This window comes from Streptomyces sp. 3-6, assembly GCF_056323165.1.
Genome location: NZ_JBWHZP010000029.1, coordinates 21,473 through 47,848, shown reverse-complemented (window position 1 = coordinate 47,848; position 26,376 = coordinate 21,473). Strand labels below are relative to the sequence as shown.

Below are 26,376 nucleotides of genomic sequence, written 5' to 3'. Positions count from 1 at the left end.
CAGGCCCTGATGTGCCTCGCCCGCCGCCGCGTCGACGTCCTGTTCGCCATGCTCCGCGACGGCACGTTCTTCCAACCTCACACCGCCCCCCAAGCCACCTGAAACATCACCGATCAACCGACCCGCCCCTTGACGAAAGAGATAGGGGCACCCCCCCGGGGACCGCACGACCCCGCCCACCGTGCGGTGGGCGGGGTCGCCGACGCCTCGGGGAGCGAGCGGCCGGGGTTACGGCAGGGCGTGGACGTGCGGGCCGACCGCGTTGGACCAGGCGTTGCCCGCCGTCGCGTCCCAGTTGGTGGACCAGGTCATCGCACCGCGCAGGCTCGGGTACGTCTTCGACGGCTTGAAGGTGCCGCAGTTGGTGCCCCGGGTCAGGCAGTCGAGGGCGTTGTTCACCACGGACGGGGAGACGTAGCCGCTGCCCGCTCCCCGGGTGGAGGCCGGGAGGCCGAGGCCCACCTGCGACGGGTCGAGCCCGTTCTCCAGCTGGATGCAGGCCAGCGCGGTCAGGAAGTCGACCGTGCCCTGGTGGTAGACCTTGCCGTCGCAGCCCAGCATGGAACCGCTGTTGTAGTACTGCATGTTGACGACGGTGAGGATGTCCTTCACGTTCAGTGCCGTGCGGAAGTAGGCGTTGGACGTCGACTGCATGTCGATGGTCTGCGGCGCCATGGTCAGGATCATCGACGGGCCGGCCTTCGCCGACAGGGCCCGCAGCGCCTGGGTCATGTAGGTGGCGTTGAGGCCGTTCTCCAGGTCGATGTCGACGCCGTCGAAGCCGTACTCCTGCATCACCGCGTACACCGAGTTCGCGAAGTTCGTCGCCGACGTGGAGTCGTTGACCGAGACGGTGCCCTTCTCGCCGCCGACCGAGATGATGACCTTCTTCCCGGCCGCCTGCTTGGCCCGGACGTCGGCCTTGAACTGGGCCTCGGTGTAGCCGTTCAGGCCGGCCGAGTCCAGGGTGAAGTCGACGGCACCGGGCGTGCCCGTGGCGTCCGCGAAGGCGACCGCGATGATGTCGTACTGGTCCTGGACGTCGGAGATGCGCTGCACGGCCGCGCCGTTGTCGAAGTTCTGCCAGTAGCCGGTCACCGCGTGCCGGGGCAGGTCACCGCCCCCGCCGCCGTCCTGGTCCTTGGTGCGGGCCGTGACCGCCGCCGACTTCGGGGACTCGCCGGCCGCGTTGCTCGCCGTGACCTGGAAGGAGTACGACGTGGAGGGGGCGAGTCCGGTCACGGTCGCCGAGGTGCCGGACACCGCCGTCACCTTCGTGCCGTCGCGGTAGAGGGTGTAGCCGGTCGCGCCGGACACGGTGTTCCAGGCCAGGGAGACCGAGGACGCCGTGGCGCCCGAGACGGCCAGCCCGCCGGGGGTGCCCGGGACGGTGGGCTCCGGTTCGCCGTCATCGCCGCCGCCCCCGTCGGGGCCGAAGACGGACAGGTCGTCGGCGTAGTACGGCTGCTGGCCGTACCAGCCGTGGGTGTAGACCGTCACCGAGGTGGTGCCGGAGCCGGTGGTGAAGCGGGTCGAGAGCTGCTTCCAGCTCGACGAGTCCGGGGTCCAGGTGGACACGTCCGTCGTGCCGGTACCGCTCACGCCCAGGTACGCGTAGCCGCCGCGCACCCAGCCGCTCAGCTGGTACGTGGAGTTCGGCTTGACGGCGACGGTCTGGGAGCAGCGGGCGTTGTCCTGGCCGGCCGGGGTGGCCTTGAGGGCCGCCGTGCCGCCGTGGACGGGGGAGGAGACGGTCGTGCCGCTGTTGGCCGAGCAGGTCCAGTTGCTCAGACCCGACTCGAACCCGGCGTTCCTGGCGTTGTTCACGTCGGCGGCCGAGGCCGGGCCCGCGCCCGCCCCCGCGAAGGTGAGGGCGAGGGCGGAGACGACGGCTCCGGCCCAGACGCGTCGGATGCCTTTGCTGCCTGTGATGCCTTTGCTGCGTCCGGTGCTGCGTGGGGCGCGGTCCACTGGGGGCCTCCGGTGGGGAGTGGGGGAGTGGGGGATTCGGGGAGTCGAAGGTGTCGGGGGAGTCAGGGGGGAAATCGGGGAGGAGTAAGGGTCGGTGGGGGGAGTGGCAGAGGGGAGGACGGGGGAAGTCCCGGTGAGAGAAGCGACGGAGGAGTGACGGAGAAGCGGGAGCGGGGGAGGACGGAGGAGTGGAAGCGAGGAGGACGGAGGAATGGAGGGGAGGGGCGGTGACGGTGACGGTGGCCGTCGTGGGTCCTGGGGCTACAAGTTGGTCCAGACCAATCGGCTTGTCAATGGGTTCGGGGCGACTCGGGTCCGGGAAATCCGGTGGGCGGGGGGCGAGTTCCGGCGTCGGGCGGGGGTTTCCGGTCAGGCCGGGTCGGGGGCGAGTCCCCGCCGGGGGCCGGTCAGGTCCGGGGAGGCCCTTCCGGGGTCCGGTCGGAACCTGGGCGAGTCCCTGCCGGGGTCCGGGTCGGGTTCTTGCCGGGCTCGGAGCGGGTGCCTGTCCGGTCGGGGCCGGTGTTCCTTCCGGTCCGGGGCGCTTCGGGGCGGGGGCCGGCCGGATCCGGGGCGCGTCCGGGTCGGAGCCGCGGCGGAACACACCTCTCCGCGCTCGGGCCGGGACCGGCAAGATGCTCTGCCTGCCCCGTTTTGGCGCGGCTTGTGCGGCACCAGTTGCCGTTCAGCTGACCAAACGCTGTTCTCCGGTCACAAAGCCGTGGTTACAGTGCTGAGGTAGTCACGCAGTGAAGTCACCAAGGTCCACCGGAGTAACAGCCGTCGGGCCGACGGGCAGGGGGAGAACGGGGAGCTGCGCGTGCCAACCGCCATTGCCGTGACCAGTGCCGACCTGGCGCTGCCGCCACACGACGACCGCACGCTGCCCGCCGTGGTGCTCCGGGACCTCGACACCCGGCCGCTCGACCGGCTCCTGAGCGACGTCCAGCTGCTCGTCGAACACCACGGGCACGTCATCGTCGTCTGCCCGCAGGCCGCCCCCGCCCGGGTCCTGCGCCGGCTGCACACCCTGCGCTCCCTGCTGGAGAGCGACCGGATCGCCTTCTTCCGGCCGGACCTGCCACCGCTCGCCGTCGCCGTCCTGGCCCGCCAGTTACGCCAGCTCGCCTCCTGCGACCTCGGCCCCGGGGTGCTCGCCTCCGCCGGCCGACTCCTCGTCCACTACCTGCACGCCGGGGCCCTGCTCGGCTCGGTCGCCCGCCTGGACCGGGTCCCCGTCAACCTCAAGCAGCACGCCAAGTCCTGGATGCCCGGCACCCAGTTCGCCGTCCTCGCCCACCCCCAGCCCCAGCTCGTCCGCCTCGGCCCGGAAGCGTCCCTGGAGGGGCCGGAGTTCGACACCTGGATGGTCACCGCCAAGGGGCAGCTCACCTCCGACTGGGTCACCGGCACCCTCGCCCCCGCCTGGAAGGTGCAGGGACTGCACGAGACCCCGCTGCCCGCCGCCTCTCCCGGCTGGTGGGGGACCGGGAAGCTGGTCGAGTTCTGCACCTTCCTGCCGGACCTGTCCGTGCTCTACCAGCTGGTCACCTCCGTGCGGCGCGGCACCTGCCACTGGTGCGGCATCGACGTCATCGGCGACCGCTGCGTGTTCTGCTCGGCCACCCCGCCCGCCCACGACGGCCCGCCGGGGGGCCACGCCTCCGGGCGGTCCCTCGCGAAGCGGTCATGAACCCCGCCCGCGCCCCCGCCCCGCCCGGACCGCGCGCCCGCCCGGCCCGCGCTCCGGAGCCGGCTCGCGCTCCGGACCCGGCCCGTGCCCCGGACCCCGCCCCGCACGGCCGGCCCCACCGCCCCCCGACCGACCACCGCACCCGGTCCCGACCGACCGCTCACCCCCCGATGAGGTTGCACGGTTCATGAACTCCCGTCAGCGCCGCGGCGTGATACTCCTCCTCCTGTCGGTCCTGTGCGCCCTCGGTGCCTTCGCCGGCGTGCTCTCCGTCATCAACGACGTGAAGTCCAAGGTCGGCCCCGAGGTCACCGCCTACCGGCTGAAGTCCGACATCGCGCCCTACACCGCGCTCCGCACGGGCCAGTTCGAGAAGATCCGGATGCCCGAGCGGTGGCTGTCCGAGAACGCCGTCACCGACCTCGACGACATCCGCGGCAAGATCGCCGTGACCACGCTGCGCGAGGGCTCCCTGCTGCAGAACGACATGATCGTGAACCAGCCCGCCCTCCAGCCCGGGCAGCAGGAGGTCGCCATCATGATCGACGCGGCGACCGGTGTGGCCGGCAAGATCACGCCGGGCTCCGCGGTCAACGTCTACGCCACCTTCGACGGCGAGCGCGACGGCGCCCCCGCCCAGTCGAAGATCATCGTCACCAACGCCAAGGTCCTCGACGTGGGCCGGATCACCGCCCTGGAACCCGACGAGACGGACCGGCGGCGCCGTCCCACCGACGCCGTCCCCATCACCTTCGCGCTGTCCGCCCTCGACGCCCAGCGCCTCACCTACGCCGAGTCGTTCGCCCAGCGGGTCCGCCTCGCGCTGGTCGCCCCCGGCGGCGACACCACCGTCCCCGAGCGGGACCGGACGTACGAACTCGCGAAGGACAAGTGAGAGCCGCATGCCCACGAGGATCCTCCCGGCAGTCGGCGACGCGGACGCGGTCCGTTCCCTCACCACACTGCTCAGCCAGCTCCCGGACGCCGAACCGGTGGCCCCGGTCGTCGACTCCACCCAGCTCGTCGACACCCTCGCGCGGCTGGCCGCCGAGTCCGTCGACGAACTGCCCGAGGTGGTGGTCGTCCACGAGCGGATCGGCCCCGTCCCCGCCCTGGAGCTGATCCGCGAGGTCGCCCTGCGCTTCCCCGCCGTGGGCGTCATCCTCGTCACCTCCGACGCGAGCCCCGGCCTCTTCCAGGCCGCCATGGACTACGGCGCCCGCGGCCTGGTCGCCCTCCCGATCGGCTACGAGGAACTCGCCAGCCGGGTGCAGGCCGTCGCCCAGTGGTCCACCGGCGTCCGCCGCCACCTCGGCTCGGGCACCGACGTGTTCACCGGGGCCGGCGGCCGGGTCGTCACCGTCAGCGGGGCCAAGGGAGGCGTCGGCACCACGCTGACCGCCGTCCAGCTCGCGCTCGCCGCCCAGGCGTCCGGCCGCGGCACCGCCCTGGTCGACCTGGACCTCCAGACCGGCGACGTCGCCTCCTACCTCGATGTCCAGTTCCGCCGCTCCGTCGTCGACCTCGCCGGCATCACCGACATCTCGCCCCGCGTCCTCGCCGACGCCGTCTTCCGCCACGACACCGGCGTCGCCCTGCTGCTCGCCCCCGCCGAGGGCGAACGCGGCGAGGACGTCACCGACCGGGCCGCCCGCCAGATCGTGAGCGCCCTGCGCTCCCGCTACGAGATCGTCGTCATCGACTGCGGCGCCCAGCTCGGCGGCGCGGGCGCCGCCGCCGTCGAGATGGCCGACACCGCGCTCCTCGTCACCACGCCCGACGTCATCTCGGTGCGCGGCGCCAAGCGGGCCGTCCGCATGTGGGACCGGCTGCAGATCCGCAAGGCCGAGGAGACCACCGTGGTCGTCAACCGGCACACCCGCTCCACGGAGATCCAGCCGGCGCTCATCCAGCGGATCACCGGCACCGCGGTCGCCGCCACCGCGGTCCCCGCCCACTTCAAGGAACTCCAGGCCGTGGTGGACGCCGGACGCGTCCACGAACTGGAGGCCAAGAGCGCCGTCAAACAGGCCCTGTGGTCACTGGCCGGCGAACTCGGCCTGGTCAAGGCCACCGAGGGCGCCCACCGGGCGGGCCGGCTGCGCGGAGACCGGGGCGCGGTCGGCCTCCGCCGCCGCAGGGAGCCGGGTGCACCGGGCCGGACGACATGACCGGGAGACAGGAGGCATGAGGATGCGGCACTCACCGCGGGCACGGCACCACACCGGCCGCCGGACCTCGGACCGGGGACAGGTCACCGTCGAGTTCCTCGGCATGCTGCCCACCATCCTGGTGACGCTGGTGGTGCTGTGGCAGCTCGTCCTGGTCGGCTACACGTTCTCCCTCGCGGGCAACGCCGCCGACGAGGCGGTACGGGCTGCGACCGCGGCCGCCCCCGGTGAGCGCGGCGGGCCCTGCCAGGAGGCCGGGCTGGACAAACTGCCCGGCGCCTGGCGGGGATCGGCGAGCGTGACCTGCGGCGGGGGCGGCGGATTCGTCACCGCCGACGTGCGGCTGAACGTGCCCGTCCTCTTCCCCGGCACGGCCTCCTTCCCCTTCGACGTGACGGGGCACGCCGGAGCCGTCGAGGAGGACACCGGTGACTGACATCGACCTGCCGCGGCGCCGCGGAGCGCACCGCGACCGGGGCCAGGCCGCCCTGGAGTACCTCGGCTTCCTGCCCGTCCTGCTGATCGTCGCGATGGCCGCCGTCCAGCTCGGCCTCATCGCCTACACCGCCCAGCAGGCCGGCACCGCCGCCCGCGCCGGGGCGCGCAGCGCCTCCCTCGACCGGGACGCCCAGACCGCCTGCTCGGCCGCGGTCAGCTCCTGGCTGGCGGATGGCACGGACTGCGGGGGAGGCGGCGGCGGTGACGAGGTCACCGTCACCGCCACGGTCGAGATCCCGTCGATCGTCCCCGGCTGGGACTTCGGCCCCGCCCGCCGCACCGCCACCATGCCCAGGGACCGCTGACCCGCGGGAACGGACCCCTGACCCCCACGAACAGGACGGAGCACCGGCCCCATGAGTCTGCGGGCACGCATCAACTCCCCGGAGGAGACCGGCAACCGGGGCGAGGACGGCCACCTGGTCGCCTCCTACCGGGCCAAGCTCCTGGAGGAGATCGACCTCGCGGAGATGAGTTCGCTGGCCGCCGCCGAACGCCGGGCGCGGCTGGAGCGGGTCCTCGGCCACATCATCAGCCGTGAGGGCCCCGTCCTGTCCACGGTGGAGCGCTCCCAGCTGATCCGCCGGGTCGTCGACGAAGCCCTCGGCCTGGGCATCCTCGAACCCCTCCTGGAGGACGCCTCCATCACCGAGATCATGGTCAACGGCCCCGACGCCGTCTTCGTCGAGCGCGGCGGCCGGGTCGAGCAGCTCCCGCTGCGCTTCGCCTCCCACGACCAGCTGATGCAGACGATCGAACGCATCGTCTCCACCGTCAACCGCCGCGTGGACGAGTCCAACCCCATGGTCGACGCCCGCCTGCCCTCCGGCGAACGCGTCAACGTCATCATCCCGCCGCTCTCGCTGACCGGCGCCGTCCTCACCATCCGCCGCTTCCCGCGCTCCTTCACCCTGCACGAACTCATCGGCCTCGGCTCGCTCGACGAGCACATGCTGTACCTGCTCGCCGGGCTGGTGCAGGCACGGTTCAACATCATCGTGTCCGGCGCCACCGGCACCGGCAAGACGACCCTCCTCAACGCCCTGTCCGGCCTGATCCCCGAGGGCGAACGCATCATCACCATCGAGGACTCCGCCGAACTCCAGCTCCAGCAGCCCCACGTCATCCGCCTGGAGTCCCGCCCGCCGAACGTCGAGGGCAAGGGCCGGGTCACCATCCGCGACCTGGTGCGCAACTCGCTGCGCATGCGCCCCGACCGCATCGTCGTCGGCGAGGTCCGCGGCGGCGAGTCCCTCGACATGCTCCAGGCGATGTCCACCGGCCACGACGGCTCCCTCGCCACCGTCCACGCCAACAGCGCCGAGGACGCCCTCACCCGCCTGCAGACCCTCGCCTCCATGTCCGACGTGGAGATCCCCTTCGTGGCCCTGCACGACCAGATCAACAGCGCCGTCGACGTCCTCGTCCAGCTCACCCGCTTCGCCGACGGCGCCCGCCGCATCACCGAGATCGCCCTCCTGGAGAGCCACGGCGGCGAACCGTACCGGCTGGCCACCGTCGCCCGCTTCAACGCGCAGCCGATGACGTCCGACGGCCGCATTTACGGCACCTACGGCCACTACCCGCTCCCGCGCCGCACCGCCGAACGCCTCTACATGGCCGGCCAGCCCCTGCCGCAGGCGTTCGGCGTCGCCCAGTCGCCCGACCAGCTCGCCACCCGAGAAGCCAGGTAGGAACCGCCCCCATGGATCTGCAGAACCTGATCACGCTGACCACCGGCGTCGCCCTGCTGACCTGCGTCCTCGCGGTCGTCGGCGTGCACTCCTACGCGACCGGCCGGGCCCAGCGGCAGGCCCTGGTCGACCGCCTCTCGGCCACCGGACAGATCCCCCTGCCCGGCCGCCGGCGCCACTTCCCCGGCCTCGACCGCCGGCTGCGCCGCACCCGGCTCGGCCGCACGCTGGAACTGCGCCTGCTCGCCACCGGACTGGACGTCACCCCCGGCGAGTTCACCGCCGCCATGCTCGCCACCGTCGCCGGACTCTGGCTCGTCGGCCAGGCCACCCTGGCGCCCTTCTTCGGCCCGCTCGCCGGACTCGTCGGCGTCTGGGCCGCCTGGCAGTTCCTCACCTGGCAGCGGCAGAAGCGCATCGAGCGGTTCATCAACCAGCTCCCCGAACTCGCCCGCATCCTCGCCAACGCCACCCAGGCCGGCCTCGCCCTGCGCACCGCCATCGGCATGGCCGCCGAGGAACTGGAGGCCCCGGCCGGCGAGGAACTGGCCAAGGTCGCCAACCAGCTCGCCATGGGCGCCTCCCTGGACGACGCCCTCGGCGAACTCGCCGACCGCCTCCCCTCCCGCGAACTCGTCGTCCTCGTCACCACCCTCGTCCTGTCCAACCGCGCCGGCGGCCAAGTGGTGAGCGCCCTGCGCAACCTCACCGAGACGCTGGAGGAACGCAAGGAGACCCGGCGCGAGGTCCGCACCCAGCTCTCCCAGGTGAGCATGACGTCCTACGCCGTTCCCGCCCTCGGCATCGGCTCGTTGTTCCTGATGAACGGCGTGAAGGACGGCGCCCTGGAACGCATGACCGGCTCCCCCGTGGGCCAGACGGCGGTGATCGTCGCCTTCGGGCTGTACGCCGTCGGGTTCCTCCTCATCCGCCGCCTGTCCCGCATCGACGTCTGACCGCCGAAGGAGGCTGACCGACATGGCACTGCTGCTCGCCCTCCTCATGGGCCTCGGCGTCTGGGGCGTCTTCGCCGGCATCCGCATGTACCGCGCCGAGGCCAAACTGCCCGGCGACCTCGTCCTCGCCCTGGAGGTCGGCGCCACCCGCACCGGCGCCGTCGACTCCCTCGTCGACCGCATGGGCATGCGCTACGCCCCCGCCGTGCTGCGCCTCATGGGACCCAAGCAGGTCGCCAAGTACCGCCGGAAGATCGACCTCGCCGGCAACCCCGGCGGCCTCACCATCGACCGCTACGCCGCCCGCCGCGCCGTCTACGGCGCCCTCGGACTCACCGGCTTCCTGGTCTTCCTGCTGCGCGGCCAGCCCTTCGTGGCCCTGCTGCTGCTCGCCTTCGGCGCGTTCTGGACCGAGGTCGGCATCTGGTCCGCGATCCGCATCCGCAAGGACGTCATCGAACGCACCCTGCCCGACTTCCTGGACGTGCTCGCGGTCGTGGTCAGCGCCGGCCTCGGCTTCCGCCAGGCCCTCGACCGCGTCTCCTCCCGCTACGAGGGGCCGTGGGCCGACGAACTGCGCATCACCCTGCGCCAGATGGACCTCGGCATGAGCCGCCGCCAGGCCTTCGCCGAACTGCGCCGCCGCAACGACTCCGAACAGGTCGCCATGTTCGTCACCGCCCTCCAGCAGGGCGAGGAACTCGGCGCGCCCATCGTCGACACCCTGGTGTCCCTCGCCAAGGACATGCGCCGCACCGACGCCCAGAACGCCCGCCGCAAGGCCGCCCGAGCGGTCCCCAAGGCCACCATGATGATCACCACGTTCATGGTCCCGGCCACCATGATCCTCCTCGGCGCCGGCCTGATCCTCGGCTCCGGCACCGACTTCGGCTCCCTCACGGGCGAGTAGGAAAGGGGCCGGTGCCATGACGACGACCAGGGAACGCGCGGCCCGCCTGCGCCGCCGCCCGCGCTCCGCCGAGATCACCACCCCGCCCGCCGGCACGGTCCTCCCCGACCACGCCCGCACCGGCGCCCCCGACGTCCCGGTCACCTCGGCGACACCCCGGGTGCCCGGAGCCGGGGCGGGGGCGGCGCGGGACACGGGCGTGCCCGGGGGAGAGGCGGCGGCTCCTGGCGGGGTCGTACCGGAGGTAGAACCGGGGACGGCTTCTGGCGGGGGCGTGCCCGGGGGAGAGGCGGCGGCTTCTGGCGGGGGCGTGCCCGGGGGAGAGGCGGCGGCTTCTGGCGGGGGCGTGCCCGGGGGAGAGACGGTGGCTTCTGGCGGGGGCGTGCCCGGGGAAGCCGCCCGCGTGGCCGAGGGCGGGCCGACGCCTGCCGCTCCCCGAGCGGCGCAGGCGCCGCCCCCCGGCACCGGGGCGGCGGGCCCTGCCCCCACCGTCGACCTGCAGATCAACGCCCTCCAGGCCCTGTGCCGGCAGGTCTTCGGCTTCCGCCTGGCGATGATCGCCCTGGCCGCCCCCGCCGCCCTCCTCAACGCGGGCCCCGGCTGGGGCACCCGCCTCGTCGCCCTCGCCGTCGTCGTCACCTTCATGGCGTCCTACGCCCTCTTCCGCGACTGGGAACGGTTCGGTCCCCTCCTCCTGCGCCACCCCACCCTGCTCGCCCTGGACACCCTCCTCGGCGCCCTCCTGCTGGTCTCCGCGGGACCCGAGTCCACCCTCGCCTACGTCAGCGTCTGCACCCCGCTGCTGGCCGGCCTGATCTACGGCTGGCGCACCGCCGCCGTCTTCGCCTCCCTCCAGGGCGTCGTCCTCCTGCTGGTCCACGCCACCCTCCAGGACGCGCCGACGGCACCGGCGGAGACCCTGCTCCTGCCCGGCCTGTGCGTCATCGCCGGCGCCGCGGGCTCCTCCCTGCGCCAGCTGCTGCTCCGGTTCGGCGCGGCGACCCGCGCCCTCACCGACATGCGGGCCCGCCTCGCCGTCACCGAGGCGGTCGGCGCGGAACGGGCCCGCCTCGCCCGGGAGATGCACGACTCCGTCGCCAAGACCCTGCACGGCGTCGCCCTCGCCGCCGACGGCCTCACCCGCTCGGCGGACGCCCCCGACGTGGACGCCGCCCGCGTACGGCAACAGGCCGCCCTCGTGGCCCGCTCCGCCCGCCGCGCCGCCGCCGAGTCCCGCGAACTCCTCGCCGACCTGCGGCGCGAGGCCGACCCGGACCAGGGCACCGACGTGCTGGCCGAACTCGCGGCGCGCACCGACGACTTCCAGGCCCGCACCGGACTGACGGCCACCTACCGGACGACCGGTGACGGCACCGCCCCACCCGTCCCCCCGGCCGTCGCCCGTCAGCTCCTCACCATCGCCGCCGAGGCCATGGAGAACGCCCACCGTCACGCCGGCGCCACCCGGGTCGAGGTCCTGGCGGGCATCCACGGCGACCTGCTCCGCATCAGCGTCCACGACGACGGCCGCGGCCTCCCGCCCGGCACCGACCTGCAACACCTGCGCCGCTCCGGGCACTTCGGGCTCATCGGCATGGTCGAACGGGCCGCATCCGTCGGCGCCCGCATCCGCATCGGCCGGGGCACCCGCACCCACGGCACCGAAGTCCGCCTGGACCTTCCCCTGGCCGCCCTGACGACCACGTCCCGGGGGGCGACGACACCATGACCGCGCCGCCCGCGCCGCCCCGCACCCCACGCCACCCCCGCAGAGGAGGCCGCACCGTGCAGCCGCCGCCCAGCCCCTTCCCCCCTGTCCCCCCGCCCCCCGCCCTCCGGGTCGTGGTGGCCGACGACAACCCGGTGGTCCGCGCCGGCCTCACCGCCCTGCTCTCCGACCGCGACGACATCACCGTCGTCGCGGAGGCCGCCGACGGCCACGCAGCCTGCGAGGCCGCCCGCGCACACCGCCCCGACGTCGTCCTCCTGGACGTCCGCATGCCCGGCGTGGACGGCATCTCCGCCCTGCCGTACCTGGTGGACATCGCCCCGGTCGTGATGCTGACGTACAGCAGGGAATCGGAGATCGTCCAGGAGGCCCTGCGCCGGGGAGCGGGCGGCTACCTCGTCCACGGCGAGTTCACCGCCGACCAACTGGTCACCGCCGTACGCGACATCAGAACCGGCCGCGCGCACTTCACCCCCACGGCGGCGGGCGCCCTGCTGGCCCAGCTGCGAGAGAGTGGCGGCGGGGGGAACGCCGGCGCGCTGCCGGACGACCTGGGTGCGGCGAGTGCGACTGCACACGAGTCCCCCGCATCGGGCAGTCGCGATGCCGGATCCCAACAGGGCGACGGATTCCGCACTTTAGGCAGAGTCTCGCCCCCCTTCTCGCCTACTTCTGCGGAAAACCTTTCGCAACTGCAACCGGATGTGGCACAGTCGACGTCCGGGTGGACAAGCGGCCTCCCGGCCGCCCCCGACAGGTCGAAGTACCAACTGAGCGCCAGGGAGGCGGAGATCATGGACCTCATCGCATCCGGCATGACCAACCAGCAGATCGCCGCCGCCTGTTTCATCAGCGAGAAGACGGTCAAGAACCACATCAACCGCATCTTCGCCAAGCTGCACAGCACCAGCCGCTCCCAGGCCGCCGCCAAGTGGCTCGGCACGGCTCCCGGCTCCGGCCGAGGGGTGGGGTGACCTGCGATGCGGGCAGCCACGACGAGGAACCGACGCCGCGTTTGGGCCCGGGTTTGGGCCCAGGGGCCCTCTGGCGCATCCGGAAATCCGCCGTACGTTGCTCATGTCGAACGCGGCCCCGCCGAGGAGGCCGCCATCGCGTCAGCCGGAGGGGAACAGCATGAGCAACTGGATCAACACCACGGTCACGTACCTCCAGTCCCGCGCGGCCCGCAACGACAAGGGCCAGACCGCGGTGGAGTACCTGGGCATCATCGCGGTGGTCGTGGCGATCGTGCTGGCGATCACGGGGACCGAGATCGGCGACACCATCTTCACCGCGATCACGGACAAGGTGAACGAGGTCATTGGCGGCTGATGCGGCCCCGCAAGGGCGGCGACGCAGGGCAGGCTTTCCCCATCTACCTCACGGTGGTGGGGGGCCTGCTCTTTCTCGCGCTCGCGTTCTTTGCGGTCGGTCAGGCTGCCGCGAACCGGAATGGTGCGCAGACGGCCGCTGATGCAGCGGCCCTGGCGGCGGCTCAGGAAAGGCGGGACCAGCTGGCGGACGAGTGGGTGGAGAACCTCGTCGATCCGGCTGAATGGCAGGCGATCCTCAACGGCGACGCACCACCGTCCGACGCGCCGTGTCAGCGCGCTGACCAGCTAGCGGGTCAGAACGATGCCGGCGTGCTGCTCTGTGAATCGCTGGGGTTGCTCGAGTACAAGGTCGAGGTGCGTACCAACAAGCCTGTGGGTGATTCCATCGTTCCTGGTACGGAGGACGAGTACGCCACAGCGACCGCCCACGCGGTGCTCGACGCCCGTTGCACGTTCGACCTCGCCGCCGGCGATGGTGACACCCTGCCCGCGCTGAACTGTGATGGTGACGTCTGGGAGCTCGACCCGGAGGATCCGGGAGAACTGCTCCCAGAGCCTCACGACCTTTTCGACGTCCACCTGGCCGACTGACGAAGCGAACGACGAGCGATGAAGGAATCGAAAGCATGAGCATGCGGATCACCAGGAAGGCCCGCAGGGGGATGGTCGTGCTGACCGCTGCGGCCGCACTGGCCATGGGTGTGGCCGGGTGTGGTGGAGGAAGCGATGACGACAAGAAGCCGAAGGCCTCTGCTTCGACTTCCAAAGAGAGCGGTGGACAGCACGGCACACAGGAGGGCGAGGCGCAGGAACTCCTGGCGGAGTTGAGGGGCTCCAGTGGTCTGCTTCTGCAGATCACATCCGCTGAGCGTGATTCCGGTGGGTTCGTGACCATCAGCGGTACGTTGAAGAACGACGGAGCCCAAAGGGTCACGGTGCCCGCGTCAGTACGTGGAAGCGAGACGGAGATTCGCCGACACGGCATGTCTCTGGGTGGTGCCACTCTGGTCGACAGCAAAACCAAGAAGCGCTACTACGTACTACGAGACACGGATGGCCGACCACTGACGACCACCGGATTCACCTCGCTCAAGGCAGGGGAAACTCTCGCTGTCTTCATGCAGTTCCCCGCGCCACCGGCGACCACCTCGGAAGTGACCTTCCAACTGCCGACCTTCTCCAGCGGCACCATTCAGATTTCCGGGTGAGGCGGTCATGAACCGTATGCGACCCCGGTCAGCACCTTCGCGTTGTGGCCTCGTGCTGACGACGACCTCGTTCCTGATCGCCACAAGCGTGTACGGCGGCCTGTCCGCCCACGCAGACGACGGCCCCAGTGTCCCTCCGGGCACCGAGGCGTCGGCCTCCGCCCCCGTGAAGGTGGACGGGAGTGACCCGGACCTGAAGTTGCCGGAGGGCGCCACCCTGGCCGCGGCCAAGGTCCTCGACATCAAGCAGGTCGTCGAGGACCAGAGTGGTGACGAGCGGCGCGAGGACACCAACTCCGACGTGAAGTTCGCGCTCCAGGCCGAGGTGCTGTTCCCCAAGGACAGTGCCAAGCTCGGTGCCCGGGCCAAGTCCCGCATCTCCACGATCGCCCAGGAGATCAAGGCGCAGAACGCGACGAAGATCCGTGTCTTCGGCTTCACGGACAACCTCGGTTCCTCCGCGCACGGCGACGTCCTGTCGCGCAAGCGGGCGAACGCCGTGCAGAGCGTGCTGGACCAGGAGCTGAACGACTCGAACGTCACCTACGAGGTGCGAGGTTACGGCGAGCAGTACCCCATCGCCGACAACTCCACCGAGGCGGGCCGCAAGAAGAACCGCCGGGTCGAGGTCTCCTTCCCACGGGAGGAGAACAAGGCCTCCTAGCCACGTCGTCACCGGCCGGCGCGGCGGCGGCCCGCGCCGCCCGGTCGGGCCGGGATGCACACGGCGGCCGACCCGCCGTGTCACGTTCTCCACCCGACGGCGGTGACGCCGCCGGACCTTCCGCCCCCGTCGTCACTTCGGGCAGCTCTTTGGGTCCTCGGGCCCATGCCACCCCGTCATCCCCTCCCTACGCTCGCCCTGACATGAACGCGACCTTCCTGCGGGGAGGTGAGGGGAAGTGGGCATGGCGTCGGCGGGGGGAGTGACGGGGGCGGGCGGCTTCGGGGGAGTGTCCGGGACCGGGACCACGAGGCCGTCCGGGGCGGATGGCGGGCGTCGCGGGCTGCCCCGGCCGCTCGCCACGGCGCTGCTCCTCGTCCACACGCTTTTCGCCCTCACCGTGCTGGGCGGTCTGGGCGTCCTGCTCACCGCGAGCGCCTACGACCGCCTCGACGGGGGCCTCCTCGCCCTGACCGCCTACGGCGCCGCTCCCGGCGTGCTCGGCTGGTGGCTGGCCCGGCGCACCTGGGAGGGCGGGCCGCGGGTCCGGGCGGGTCTGGCCGGGGTGCAGGTCTGGTTGATCCTGGGCGCCGTCGCGAACATCGCCGACGGGTCGTCGAAGGGGTTCGGCCAACTCCTCCTGCCCGCCCTGATCCTGTACTTCCTCACGCGGCGGGAGAGCCGGGACTGGTACCGCCTCGCCGACCCCGAGCGGGCGGTCCGCACCCCCTTCTCCCTGCGCCGGATGATCCGCTGGGGACGGCGTGACGAGGGACAGACGGCCGTCGAGTACGCGGGCCTGGTCGCGGTCGTCGCCGCGATCATCGCCGCGCTGCTCGTCAGCGGCCTGGGCGGGCAGATCCTGTCCGGCATCCAGGCGGAGATCTGCCGGGTCACCGGTACCGCCTGCCCGGCGCCCGGAACCGGACCGGGCGGCGACGTCACCGCCGGCGACGACACGACGAACGGCGGCACCGGCGGAGACGGCAGCGGAGGAGACCGCACCGAGGGAGACGGCTCCGGCGACACCGAGGGCGGCAGTGCCACCGGCGGCTCAGCCGGCGGAGAAGGAGGCGCCCAGGGAGGCGGCGACGAGGGAGGCGGCGAAGGCGGCCGGTCCGGCACCGGCGGAACCGGCGCCGGAACAACGGGCGGCGGCGAAGGCGGCGGAACGGGCACCGGGAACACGAGCGGTGCCCCCGGCGGCGGCGCCGAGGGGACCAGCGGGGGGAACACCGGCGGCGCCCCCGGCGGTGAAGCCGGCGAAGCCTCCGACGGCGGCGCCTCCGACGGTGCCGCCTCCGAGGGCGGCACCCCGGAAGGCGCCCCCGCCGACCCAGCCGCCCCTCCCGTGGACCCGGCCGACCCCGTGGCCGCGCGGGACGAGATCGACGAGCCCCCCTACGAGGAACCGGCCGCCCGGAGCAGCGGGGACGGAGAAGGGGCCGGTGACGGGGACGACGAGGGCTGCTTCTCCGGCTTCGGGGCGTTCTTCGGCTGCGCCGGGGACCAGCTCGGCCAGGTCGGCGGGGGCCTCTTCGTCGATGGCATCTGGGGGGACCTGACCGGCATCTGGGACGTCGTCACCAACCCGGTGGATACGTGGAACGGCCTGATGGACTACGGCAGTTCCCTCGGCAGCGACTGGTGGAGCGACTCGGCCGGTGCCCGTCAGAAGTGGGACGACGGCGACTACCTCGGGGCGATCCTCGGCTGGGGCGGGGCCTCGCTGAACACGGGCGGCACCGTCCTCTACGACGCCTTCATCGGCGACGACGTGGCCGACCAGTGGAACAGCGGCAACCACACCCGGGCCGTCACCACCGTCCTGTGGAACGTCGGCTCCGTGTTCATCCCCGGCTACGGGGGAGCCAAGGTCGCCGAGAAGGTCGGGGCGCTCGGCAAGCTCAGCCGTCTCACCGACGACGCGGCCGAAGCGGCCCAGGACGCGCGACGCGCGGCCGAGGCAGGCGACCTGGACGCGCTGGAGGACGCGGCCCGGCGCGCCGACGAGGCCGCCGACGAGGCCGAGGACGCCGCCCGCAGGACGGGCTGCACGATCGCCGCACCCCTCCGCCCCGCCCCGTACGGCCACGAGGCCGACGGCGGCCCCACCACCGCACGCCCCCCGAACCCCGGCACCGACCCCGGCACCGACAACGGCCCGCTCGGCGGTCCCGGCACCGACTCCGTCCGGCTCGGCGGCCCCGACACCGGAATCGGCCTGCCCGGAGGACCCGGCACCGGGACCACCGTGCTGGCCGCGGCACCCGTCGCCGTCGCCGACGTCCCCCACATCGTCCTGGCCCAGGGCGGCTGCGACGAGGAGGCGAAGGAGGAGGCCCGCCGGGCCCGGGAGCACGCGCGGGCGGCCTACCTCGAACGCAAGCGCGCCGAGGAGCCCGGCCGGGCCCAGGAGGCGCTGGCCGACAAGAAGCAGTGGCCCGCGCCCCGGCACGGCGACACCGCCGACCCGCGCAACTACAACCCGCCGGACTGGGCCGCCGACCTGAGTCCCCGGACCTACGGCGACGCCGACGGCGGCGACGGCTTCTGGGCGAGCCGGGACCGCAATCCGGCACCCACCTGGCGGAACGAGTCCTGGCTGCGCTACCAGGAACAGGTCACCGGCACCGAGCGCGGGTACGAGTACGTCGTCCCGCACACCGATCCGGACGTGCCGGACGTGGAGTTCGACGGCTGGGACTCCTCGCGCCAGACCTTCCTGGAGGCCAAGAACGGCTACGACAGCTTCCTCACCGCCGACCGCACCGAACTGACCCCCTCCGGCCGGGAGCGCCTGCTGGCGGAGGCGCGCCGGCAGACCGAGGCGGCGCGCGGCAAGGGCCTCGAGTGGCACTTCTCCAACGAGGAGGTGGCCGACGCGGCCCGGGACGCCTTCGAGGACGCGGGACTGGACATCGAGGTCGTCCACACGCGGCCCGGGCCCGTGGCCGGCGAGCGGAAACCGGGGGCGTTCGACTGACGGGACAGGCGCGGCGAGCGCCCAGAGGTGGAAGCGCCCGAGCGCCCTAAGGTGGGAAGGTCCGAGCGTCCGGGCGGGGACGTCCGGTCCGCTGAGGACGTCCGGTCCGCGGGAGAAGGGGACGGCAGGGTATGCGACGCGTGGTGCGGGGCTTCTGGGGCCCACGGCGGGAGTCCGCGGAGGCGCTCGCCGAACGGTGGAGCACGACCCTGCTCCAGTTCGCCCGACTCCTCCCCGCCGCACCCCGACCACCGGCCGCAGGTGCCCCGTTGGCTCCAGGCGCCCCGTTGACGACCTGGCGGACCGTCCCCGCCGCCGGTGACGGCCGTCCCTCCGAGACCGTCCGCCTGCCGGACCCCGCCGACGCCGGGACCGCCGGCGCCGACCCGGCCGGTGATCTCCGTCGGACCCTGCTCCGGGCGGTGCGCGCCGCGCAGGAGGCCGACGGGTGGTCGGCGGCGGACGGCACCTCGCTCCGCCTGCTGGCGGACACCGCGGAGGGCTGGAAGATCGAGCTGGCCGGGCTGGCGGGCGGCACACCGGAGTTCCTGCTCCAGTCGCTGGTGGCCACGCTGGTCGCGCCGGACGGCGTGCCGCTGCCCGACGCCGGTCTGCTGACCGCCGTCGTCGAAGCGTGGGACCCGGACCACGGGGACGCCGGCGACCGGGCCGTGACCGCCGCCCTGAAGAAGGAGGCGGGCTTCAAGGTCGGCACGCCGTCCGTGGGTCCGGTGACCTACCTCTCCCCGGGGCGCGCCGCCCGCGTCCCCGAACCGTGGGCGGCGCGGGGCCGGCGGCTGTCCGGCGGCGGCCTGCTGCTGGAGGTCGCGGACCCCGGGGACACCGCCGAGGTCGTCCGCGCCTACCGGGACCTGAAGGACGCCGGCGCCCTTGAACCCCTGCCCCGCCCGCTGGACAGGCCCGTCCTGTGACGTCCCGCCGCGGCGAGCCCTTCGACCCCGACCGGGCCCGTGCCGACCTGGAGGCACGGCTGGCCGAACCCCTCCCGGCGTCCGGCCCGGCGGTCGCGGAGGGGGACCCGGTCACCGGGGAGTGGGCGGCGACCCGGGGCGAGGGCTTCCTGGTCGTCCCGCTCTGGGAGGGCGACTGGCTCACGGGCGTGTACGGGCGGGAGTGGAACACCGCCGAGGAGGCCGCCGAGGCCCGGCTGCGCGCCCTGGTGGCCCGGCTGGACGCCCGCTGGGGCGAGCACCGCACCGTGAGCATGCGCCTCCCCCTGCTCCGGCCGGACGCCCCGCTCCCCGAACCCCTGCGGACCCTGGCCCGCCTGGACTGCTACGGCGACCTCACCGTGTGGGGGCCGGTGCCCGTGCCCCCGCCGGCCGGGCCCCGCTGGGTCGCGGTCTCCCTCAACCAGTCCGACGGGGACGCCCCGATGACCCTGGTCGGCGTGGTCAGCGCCCGCCCGGTGACGGAAACCCGGGACGACGACTGACGCCCCCGGCACCGCCGGGCGCCCCCTCACCGTCGAGGGAACCGTCCGACGTCCTCGCCACCCCCGGCACCGCGCCAAGCCCCCTCACGCTCCCCGGCACCGCCCGGCGCCCCTCACGCTTCCCCCGATCCCTCGAACGCCACGACCGTCACCCGCGCCCCCACCCGCAGCCCCCACCGTTCCATGGCACCGGCCTCCGCCTCCAGGACGTGCCGGGCCCGCAGTCGGGGCCGCCCCAGCCGTCCCGGCGGCATGGTGCGCACGGCGAGGACGCGCAGGCGCCGGTCGAGGTAGGCCACGTCGATGGGCATGCGCATCCGGAAGGTGTGCACGCTCCCGGCCGGGGACAGCAGCATCGCGCCGTCGACCGCGTCCCGCCCCAACAGCCCCCGCGTACGCGCCCGGTAGGAGCAGGCCAGCTCCAGCGGCACCCGCACCGGCTCGACCCTCCCCTCATCCTGCTCCCGCCCCAGGATCTCCAGCTCGCCCCGCCCGTCCCGCCAACGCCCCACCTCTGCCGCCCTCTTCCCGCTCTCCCACCGCACCGTCCCGGCGGACTCCGGTCCTTCCGCAGGGCCACTCTGCCGAACGGCACGGGTGCCGGTGGGCGGCCCGCGAAAACCCGTTTGCCCGTTCGTCCCGGTCCGGGTAGGAACAGCCCATGACGACACTCGGCGCGGTGCTCCGCCCCCAGCTGCCCCCCGAACGCCTCCGCTCCGTCGCCCGCGCCGCCGACGAGGCCGGGCTCGACGAACTGTGGCTGTGGGAGGACTGCTTCCTGGAGGGCGGCCTCACCAGTGCCGCCGCCACCCTCGCGTGGACGGAGCGGGTGCGGGTCGGCGTCGGGCTGCTGCCGGTGCCGCTGCGGAACGTGGCGCTCACCGCGATGGAGGCCGCCACCCTGCACCGCATGTTCCCCGGACGGGTGACGCTCGGCGTCGGGCACGGGGTGCAGGACTGGATGGGGCAGGTCGGTGCGCGGGTCGCGTCACCCCTGACGCTGCTCCGGGAGCATCTCGACGCCCTGCGCGCCCTGTTGCGCGGCGAGCGGGTCACGACCGAGGGGCGGTACGTCCGACTCGACGGCGTGGCCCTGGACTGGCCGCCGGAGGCCGACGACGTCGGGGTCCTCGCCGGCGGCACCGGACCGCGCACCCTCCGGCTCACCGGAGAGGCCGCCGACGGCACCATCCTCACCGCGAACACCTCCGCCGACGGCGTGCGCCGGGCCCGCCGACTCGTCGACGAGGGACGCGCGGAGGCCGGACGCGCGGGGGAGCCGCACCGGATCGTGGTGTACCTGCTCACCGCCACCGGCCCCGGGGCCACCGAGCGGCTGCACGCCGAACTGGCCGCCGAGGGCGCCGCCCCCGGCGCGGACCTGGGCGTCGCCGGGGACGCCGGTGCGGTGGCGAGGGAAGTGCGGCGACTCGCCGAGGCCGGTGCGGACGCGGTGATCCTGCAGCCGACGGCGGACGAACCGGACCCGGAGGGGTTCATGCGGTTCGCGGCACGGGACGTGGCCCGGGAACTGCCGGACCGGACCACCGACACCACCGACACCGCCGACACCGCCGACGTACCCGAAGCACCCGACGGAGCCTGATCCCACGTCACCGGCCCAGGAGCCCAGGAGCCCATCAGTCCACGCGGCCGAGAAGAGTGAGGGGAGAACGAAGACGATGACCGGGCAACCACCCCGACCGCCTTCACCTTCGCCTTCTCCTCCGCCGGGCACGCCCTCCCGGTCGTCACCGCGCCGTGGCACCGGCCAATACTGCCGCTCGTTCGAGGAGTTGGTCACCGAGGGGGCCACCGTGCCCACCGAGGGATGGGACTTCTCCTGGTTCGAGGGGAGGGCCACCGAGGCCCGGCCCTCCTGGGGCTACGCGCGGACCCTGGCCGGACGGCTCGGCCGGGCGGAGGCCGTGCTCGACATCCAGACCGGCGGTGGCGAGGTGCTCGACTTCGCGCTCGCCAACGTCCCGCCCTCCCGTCGGCCGTCCGTCCCGTCCTCCGTCCCGCCCGGCGCGACCGGCACCCGGCGCCCTCCTGGGCGTCCCCGGCCCCCGCTCGTCGTCGCCACCGAGGGGTGGCCCCCCAACGCCGCCCGGGCCACCGCCCTGCTGCGGACCCGGGGCGTCGCGGTCGTCACCTCGGCCGAGGACGCGCCGCTGCCCTTCGCCGACGGCGCCTTCGACCTCGTCGTCAGCCGCCATCCCGTCGTGCCCCCGTGGACGGAGATCGCACGGGTGCTGGAACCCGGGGGGACGCACCTCGCCCAGCACGTCGGTCCCGGCAGTGCCCGGGAGCTGGTGGAGCACTTCCTGGGACCGCAGCCGGACGGACGGAGCAGTCCCCGGCACCCCGACCGGGAGCGGCGCGCCGCCGAGGAGGCCGGGCTGAAGGTCGTGGGGCTGCGGGCCGAACGGCTGCGCATGGAGTTCCACGACATCGCGGCCGTCGTGCACTTCCTGCGCAAGGTGGTCTGGATGGTGCCGGACTTCACCGTGGAGCGGTACCGGCCCCGGCTGCGGGAGCTGCACGAGCGGATCGAGGCCGAGGGGACGTTCGTCACCCACAGCAGCCGGCACCTCGTGGAGGCCCGCCGGACCGTGGGGGCCCGCCGGAGGGTCTGACGCCGTCGGCCGCCGGGTGTCCGCATCGTTATGCACCCGGGCTCGCCTTCTCGTCCCCCTGTCACGTACCTTCGGACCTGGTCATTCGCGTGAGCAAAGCTGCGCGGGGTGGTACCGCGCAGTGGAGGGGGCTGCGCGGTGCCCGACCACCGCCCCCGGCCCCGGCCTCTGCCCGGCCCTCGCGCCCCCGACCGCCCGGGTCTCCTGCCCCGGCCCTCGCCCCTGTCCCGTACGGCGCCCGGCACCGCCCCGACGGCACCAGCCCGGCGGTCTCAGCCCCGACGGCACCCAGCCCCGCCGAACCGCCCCCTCCCCTTCCCTCCCCTCCGCCCTCTCCCGCCCTCCCGGCGTCACCCATTCCCGCTCACCCGCCTCATCCGCCTCTCCCGCCCCGTCGGGTCAAGACGGCGTGTCGGGTCGGGTCACTCATCCGGGGGACGGCCGGAAGATTGATGGCGGGGAAGGCCGAAGACGCCACATCCGTCACAGTGACCTCACATCGCCAGCAACTTCCCAGGTGAAGGCACTGTTCCCACAGGAAATCGGCCAGACGAACGGCCTGAATCGCTCATTCCGCGACCACCGGGGCGTCGCCGGATGAATTCGGAGAGTAGTTGTGGCACGCCGATGGGCGCAGCATCACTTACGAAGGGTTATGGTGGAAACCCCCCCTCGGGCCGGTCCGTCTCCCCCCCACGGACCGGCCCGTTTTTTGTGCCCGCATCCGGGGCCGGCCCTCCGCCCACGTCCCGGAGGCCGACAGCACCCCCGGCGGCCCGTCACCCGAGGCCCCGGCGCGGCGCCCGTCCCCCACACCGCGCCCCGTCCCCGCAAGTCCACCGCCCCCCGCTCCCGCCCCCTCGCACCGCGCCACCACACCCCTCACCCCCCGGCCGCCCCCGCTCCCCTCACCCCCCGCCCGCTCCCCGCACCCCCCGGAAGGTGTCCGGGTCCCGCGTCCGTGGCTAGAGTCCCCCGCATGTCGAACGAGTACCCGGCTCTGCCCGCCCGGCAGCCCGGCCGCACCGGCGAGGCCGCTCCCTGGCCGCATCCCCCGCAGTACGCGTACCCCCCGCAGTACGCGCACGGTCCGCAGTCGCCCGGCGGCATGCCCGCCGCCGTGCGGGCCGCCCAGGTGGTGATCTTCGTGCTCGCCGGGCTCGGGGTGGTGCACAGCTCCCTCGTCGGCGCCTTCTCCGGCGCCGAGGCCGCCGGGCGGGCCTTCGCGCCCTACCTGACGGCCTGGGTGCTGCTCGTCCTGGCGTTCCTGTTCCGGTCCGCGGGGCGCGGTGTCCGGGTCGCCGCGCTGGTGCTCGGCTCGGTGCAGATCGTGCTCGCGCTCGGCGGGGCCGTGCGGGGCACGCCGTTCGGCATCCTGCCCCTCGCGGGCGCCGTCGCCGTCGTGGTCCTGCTCGGCCAGGGCTCGGCGGGGGACTGGTTCCGGCGGCACGGCGCGCGGTGAGGGCGCGGTGAACCCGCGGTGCCCGGGCAACGGCCGTCCCACCGCGGGCTTTACGGCAGCCCGCCCGCACGGGGGTAGGCTTCGCCCCCTGGGGGACCGCCATACGGACAGGGGCCGCCCGCGACCACGACCGGGTCGCCATGCCGCGGACCCGCGGCGGGGCGCCGCGCCTGTCCGATCCGTACGGAGGGGCTGACGATCACGTGAACCTGCGCGACAAGCTGCGCGGCCTGCTGGTCAGGCTGTACGCGCGCCGGGTGGAAGGCCACCTGGACACCGCTCAGGTGCCCAAGCACATCGGCGTCATCATGGATGGCAACCGCCGGTGGGCCAAGGCCGCGGGGTCCAGCACCGTCCACGGTCACCGCGCGGGTGCCGACAAGATCGAGGAGTTCCTCGGCTGGTGCAGCGAGACGGACGTCGAGGTCGTCACGCTCTGGCTGCTGTCGACGGACAACTTCGACCGGCCCGAGGAGGAACTCGTCCCCCTGCTCGGCATCATCGAGGACGTGGTCCGCAGCCTCGCCGCCGACGGCCGCTGGCGGGTGCACCACGTCGGCACCCCCGACCTGCTGCCCGCCGGGATGCAGACCACCCTCAAAGAGGCCCAGCAGGCCACCGCGCACGTCGACGGCATAGTGGTCAACGTCGCCATCGGCTACGGCGGCCGTCAGGAGATCGCCGACGCCGTACGGTCCATGCTGCTGGAGGAGCACGAGAAGGGCACCTCCCTGGCGGAACTCGCCGAGGCCGTCGATGTGGACATGATCGGCCGTCACCTCTACACCCGCGCCCAGCCCGACCCGGATCTGGTCATCCGCACCAGCGGCGAGCAGCGCCTGTCCGGCTTCATGCTCTGGCAGACCGCTCACTCGGAGTACTACTTCTGCGAGGTCTTCTGGCCGGCCTTCCGCAAGGTCGACTTCCTGCGGGCGCTGCGCGACTACGCCGCCCGCCACCGGCGTTACGGCGGCTGAGGGCCCGCCACGGCCGTCCGCGGGGCGCCCGGCCCGCCGCCCGTTCCCGCATCCGGGTCACGCGGTGTCACGGAGAGTTCATGCGCGCGCCGTCGTGCGCCGTGGCATGGCGGCGTACGTTCGAGGGCATAAGCCAGACAGGTCGACACCCGAACCACGGGTGTCGGATCTCAGCGGACGGCCCGGGGTCGTCCGCCCGGGAGGCCCTTTGCATCAGCCCCACCGTGCGGTCACGGCACGGACAGAGCAGACGAGGGCCGGTTCGCGCCCCGCTGCGCCGGGGCGTCGTCGACCGGCCGCGGTGTACGCCCGGCAGGCCACGATCGGCATCGGCCGCCCGGCCCGGCTCCGCTCCGTCGCTCCCCGACCTCATCCGAGGGGGTACGTCCTTCCGTGGTGACCAGCACGAAGCGCCACAAGCCCGACCGGCGCACCTATGTCCTCGACACCAGCGTCCTGCTGGCCGACCCAGGCGCCCTGAGCCGCTTCGACGAGCACGAGGTGGTGCTCCCCGTCGTCGTGGTGACGGAACTGGAGGCCAAGCGGCACCATCCCGAACTGGGCTACTTCGCCCGGCAGGCCCTGCGCCTGCTCGACGAGTTCCGGGTGCGCCACGGTCGCCTCGACGCCCCCATCCCCATCGGGGACCTGGGCGGCACCGTACGGGTGGAGCTCAACCACTCGGACCCCAGCGTGCTGCCCAGCGGCTACCGCCTGGGGGACAACGACTCCCGCATCCTCGCGGTCGCCCGCAACCTGCAGGCCGAGGGGTTCGACGTCACGGTCGTGTCGAAGGACCTGCCGCTCAGGATCAAGGCGTCCTCCGTCGGACTCCTCGCCGAGGAGTACCGCGCCGAACTCGCCGTCACGGACGCCTCCGGCTGGACCGGAATGTCCGAACTGACCCTGCCCGGCGAGCAGGTGGACATCCTCTTCGAGGAGGGGCACGTGTACGTGCCCGAGGCGTCCCACCTGCCGGTGCACACCGGTCTGACCCTCCAGTCCGAGCGCGGCAAGGCGCTCGGCCGGGTGACGCCCGACGGCACCGTGCGCCTGGTGCGGGGGGACCGGGAGGTGTTCGGCATCAAGGGCCGCAGCGCCGAGCAGCGCATCGCGCTCGACCTGCTCCTCGATCCGGACGTCGGGATCGTGTCGCTGGGCGGCCGGGCCGGCACCGGCAAGTCGGCGCTGGCGCTGTGCGCGGGCCTGGAGGCGGTGCTGGAGCGCCGTCAGCACCAGAAGGTGATGGTCTTCCGGCCGCTGTACGCGGTGGGCGGGCAGGAGCTCGGCTACCTGCCCGGCACCGAGGCCGAGAAGATGAGCCCCTGGGCGCAGGCGGTCTTCGACACGCTGTCCGCCGTCACCTCGCGGGAGGTCATCGAGGAGGTCACCGCGCGCGGCATGCTGGAGGTCCTGCCGCTCACCCACATCCGGGGCCGCTCGCTGCACGACGCGTTCGTCATCGTCGACGAGGCCCAGTCGCTGGAACGGAACGTGCTGTTGACCGTTCTGTCCCGGATCGGGGCCAATTCGCGGGTGGTGCTGACCCATGACGTGGCCCAGCGGGACAACCTGCGGGTGGGGCGGTACGACGGAGTGGTCGCCGTGGTCGAGAAACTGAAGGGGCATCCGCTCTTCGCCCACGTCACCCTGACCCGGTCCGAAAGGTCCCGGATCGCCGCACTGGTGACCGAAATGCTCGAGGACGGACAGGTCTGACCGGCATTCACTGAAAAGGGGCGCATGCGCAGGAGTCGACGCCGTCCGGAAAGGCACAGAGCCTAGCCGGGCGGCGTCGGCGTGCGCGGGCTTTTCCGGAAAACGCGTGGGGCGAACGAGGTGTGAGCTTTCACACGTGGCAGGGAATTGCCTGTCGCGGCCGGATTACGGCAGAGTCTCGTTCCTGTCAGGCCCCGCATACGACACATCCGTACCCCCAGCGGTACGGGACACCGAACGAAGCACCGGCTTCCAACTGCATAGCGTCGTCGTATGCCGCCCGAGCACCACGCGGCGCTCCCCTCCCGGGGG

General features: G+C 73.2%; 24 protein-coding genes. 22 read left to right on the top strand and 2 right to left on the bottom strand.

From position 1 onward, the window contains the following. Positions 1 to 228: 228 nt before the first annotated feature. A complete protein-coding gene (locus AC02VZ_RS24880) occupies positions 229 to 1,971 on the bottom strand; it encodes a chitinase (RefSeq protein WP_476476437.1) in 1,743 nt (580 codons plus the stop codon). 835 nt (positions 1,972 to 2,806) lie between these two features. Here AC02VZ_RS24880 and AC02VZ_RS24875 point away from each other — a divergent pair. The 17 genes from AC02VZ_RS24875 to AC02VZ_RS24795 all read left to right on the top strand — a co-directional run bounded on the left by AC02VZ_RS24875 (position 2,807) and on the right by AC02VZ_RS24795 (position 19,267). Beyond that, positions 2,807 to 3,661: a hypothetical protein gene (locus tag AC02VZ_RS24875; protein WP_432057262.1), complete on the top strand. Its 855-nt coding sequence runs from the start codon at positions 2,807 to 2,809 to the stop codon at positions 3,659 to 3,661. A 187-nt stretch (positions 3,662 to 3,848) separates the two neighbouring features. Next, positions 3,849 to 4,556 (top strand): Flp pilus assembly protein CpaB, encoded by a 708-nt coding sequence (gene cpaB, locus AC02VZ_RS24870; RefSeq protein ID WP_362091102.1) that lies wholly within the window; start codon positions 3,849 to 3,851, stop codon positions 4,554 to 4,556. A 7-nt stretch (positions 4,557 to 4,563) separates the two neighbouring features. Then, positions 4,564 to 5,832: a CpaE/TadZ family protein gene (locus AC02VZ_RS24865; RefSeq protein ID WP_476476436.1), complete on the top strand. Its 1,269-nt coding sequence runs from the start codon at positions 4,564 to 4,566 to the stop codon at positions 5,830 to 5,832. A gap of 22 nt (positions 5,833 to 5,854) precedes the next feature. Next, positions 5,855 to 6,268: a pilus assembly protein gene (locus AC02VZ_RS24860; RefSeq protein ID WP_476476435.1), complete on the top strand. Its 414-nt coding sequence runs from the start codon at positions 5,855 to 5,857 to the stop codon at positions 6,266 to 6,268. Then, on the top strand, positions 6,261 to 6,635 hold the full coding sequence (locus AC02VZ_RS24855) for a TadE/TadG family type IV pilus assembly protein (RefSeq protein ID WP_476476434.1): 375 nt from the start codon (positions 6,261 to 6,263) through the stop codon (positions 6,633 to 6,635). Before AC02VZ_RS24860 ends, AC02VZ_RS24855 begins: the two co-directional genes overlap by 8 nt. A gap of 51 nt (positions 6,636 to 6,686) precedes the next feature. Beyond that, complete coding sequence (locus AC02VZ_RS24850) at positions 6,687 to 8,024, top strand: CpaF family protein (RefSeq protein WP_476476433.1); 1,338 nt, start codon at positions 6,687 to 6,689, stop codon at positions 8,022 to 8,024. Between the two features lie 11 nt (positions 8,025 to 8,035). Further along, complete coding sequence (locus AC02VZ_RS24845) at positions 8,036 to 8,980, top strand: type II secretion system F family protein (RefSeq protein WP_432057231.1); 945 nt, start codon at positions 8,036 to 8,038, stop codon at positions 8,978 to 8,980. 22 nt (positions 8,981 to 9,002) lie between these two features. Beyond that, entirely contained in the window at positions 9,003 to 9,890 is an 888-nt protein-coding gene (locus AC02VZ_RS24840; protein WP_476476432.1) for a DUF5936 domain-containing protein, read from the top strand. Between the two features lie 553 nt (positions 9,891 to 10,443). Then, positions 10,444 to 11,619 carry a sensor histidine kinase gene (locus AC02VZ_RS24835; protein WP_476476439.1) on the top strand — a complete coding sequence of 392 codons (1,176 nt, stop codon included), beginning with the start codon at positions 10,444 to 10,446 and terminating at the stop codon, positions 11,617 to 11,619. Beyond that, on the top strand, positions 11,616 to 12,593 hold the full coding sequence (locus AC02VZ_RS24830; RefSeq protein WP_432057228.1) for a response regulator: 978 nt from the start codon (positions 11,616 to 11,618) through the stop codon (positions 12,591 to 12,593). Before AC02VZ_RS24835 ends, AC02VZ_RS24830 begins: the two co-directional genes overlap by 4 nt. A 160-nt stretch (positions 12,594 to 12,753) precedes the next feature. Further along, entirely contained in the window at positions 12,754 to 12,951 is a 198-nt protein-coding gene (locus AC02VZ_RS24825) for a Flp family type IVb pilin (RefSeq protein WP_476476431.1), read from the top strand. Then, positions 12,951 to 13,544 carry a pilus assembly protein TadG-related protein gene (locus AC02VZ_RS24820; RefSeq protein ID WP_476476430.1) on the top strand — a complete coding sequence of 198 codons (594 nt, stop codon included), beginning with the start codon at positions 12,951 to 12,953 and terminating at the stop codon, positions 13,542 to 13,544. Before AC02VZ_RS24825 ends, AC02VZ_RS24820 begins: the two co-directional genes overlap by 1 nt. A gap of 35 nt (positions 13,545 to 13,579) precedes the next feature. Beyond that, on the top strand, positions 13,580 to 14,161 hold the full coding sequence (locus AC02VZ_RS24815) for a hypothetical protein (RefSeq protein WP_476476429.1): 582 nt from the start codon (positions 13,580 to 13,582) through the stop codon (positions 14,159 to 14,161). A gap of 16 nt (positions 14,162 to 14,177) precedes the next feature. After that, positions 14,178 to 14,825 (top strand): OmpA family protein, encoded by a 648-nt coding sequence (locus tag AC02VZ_RS24810; RefSeq protein WP_476476438.1) that lies wholly within the window; start codon positions 14,178 to 14,180, stop codon positions 14,823 to 14,825. A 244-nt stretch (positions 14,826 to 15,069) separates the two neighbouring features. Next, the gene (locus AC02VZ_RS24805; RefSeq protein WP_476476428.1) at positions 15,070 to 17,811 is read left to right on the top strand and encodes a Tox-REase-5 domain-containing protein; all 2,742 of its coding nucleotides are present in this window, start codon (positions 15,070 to 15,072) and stop codon (positions 17,809 to 17,811) included. A gap of 131 nt (positions 17,812 to 17,942) precedes the next feature. Continuing rightward, positions 17,943 to 18,743, top strand: a complete 801-nt coding sequence (locus tag AC02VZ_RS24800; protein ID WP_476476427.1) for a hypothetical protein — start codon at positions 17,943 to 17,945, stop codon at positions 18,741 to 18,743. Beyond that, a complete protein-coding gene (locus AC02VZ_RS24795) occupies positions 18,740 to 19,267 on the top strand; it encodes a hypothetical protein (protein ID WP_476476426.1) in 528 nt (175 codons plus the stop codon). The genes AC02VZ_RS24800 and AC02VZ_RS24795 overlap by 4 nt, the downstream gene beginning before the upstream one ends. 113 nt (positions 19,268 to 19,380) lie before the next feature. Here the strand turns inward: AC02VZ_RS24795 and AC02VZ_RS24790 are convergent, their stop codons facing one another. Next, positions 19,381 to 19,779, bottom strand: a complete 399-nt coding sequence (locus tag AC02VZ_RS24790; protein WP_476476425.1) for a DUF192 domain-containing protein — start codon at positions 19,777 to 19,779, stop codon at positions 19,381 to 19,383. A gap of 149 nt (positions 19,780 to 19,928) precedes the next feature. Between AC02VZ_RS24790 and AC02VZ_RS24785 the strand changes: the two genes are divergently transcribed. The 5 genes from AC02VZ_RS24785 (at position 19,929) to AC02VZ_RS24765 (ending at position 26,064) form a co-directional block, all read left to right on the top strand. Then, positions 19,929 to 20,873 (top strand): LLM class flavin-dependent oxidoreductase, encoded by a 945-nt coding sequence (locus tag AC02VZ_RS24785; protein WP_476476424.1) that lies wholly within the window; start codon positions 19,929 to 19,931, stop codon positions 20,871 to 20,873. Between the two features lie 76 nt (positions 20,874 to 20,949). Beyond that, entirely contained in the window at positions 20,950 to 21,906 is a 957-nt protein-coding gene (locus AC02VZ_RS24780; protein ID WP_476476423.1) for a methyltransferase domain-containing protein, read from the top strand. Positions 21,907 to 22,885: 979 nt separating this feature from the next. Beyond that, a complete protein-coding gene (locus tag AC02VZ_RS24775) occupies positions 22,886 to 23,368 on the top strand; it encodes a hypothetical protein (RefSeq protein WP_476476422.1) in 483 nt (160 codons plus the stop codon). 203 nt (positions 23,369 to 23,571) lie between these two features. Continuing rightward, positions 23,572 to 24,345 carry an isoprenyl transferase gene (locus AC02VZ_RS24770; protein ID WP_476476421.1) on the top strand — a complete coding sequence of 258 codons (774 nt, stop codon included), beginning with the start codon at positions 23,572 to 23,574 and terminating at the stop codon, positions 24,343 to 24,345. Between the two features lie 393 nt (positions 24,346 to 24,738). Further along, on the top strand, positions 24,739 to 26,064 hold the full coding sequence (locus tag AC02VZ_RS24765; protein WP_432057215.1) for a PhoH family protein: 1,326 nt from the start codon (positions 24,739 to 24,741) through the stop codon (positions 26,062 to 26,064). The last annotated feature ends 312 nt before the right edge of the window (positions 26,065 to 26,376 follow it).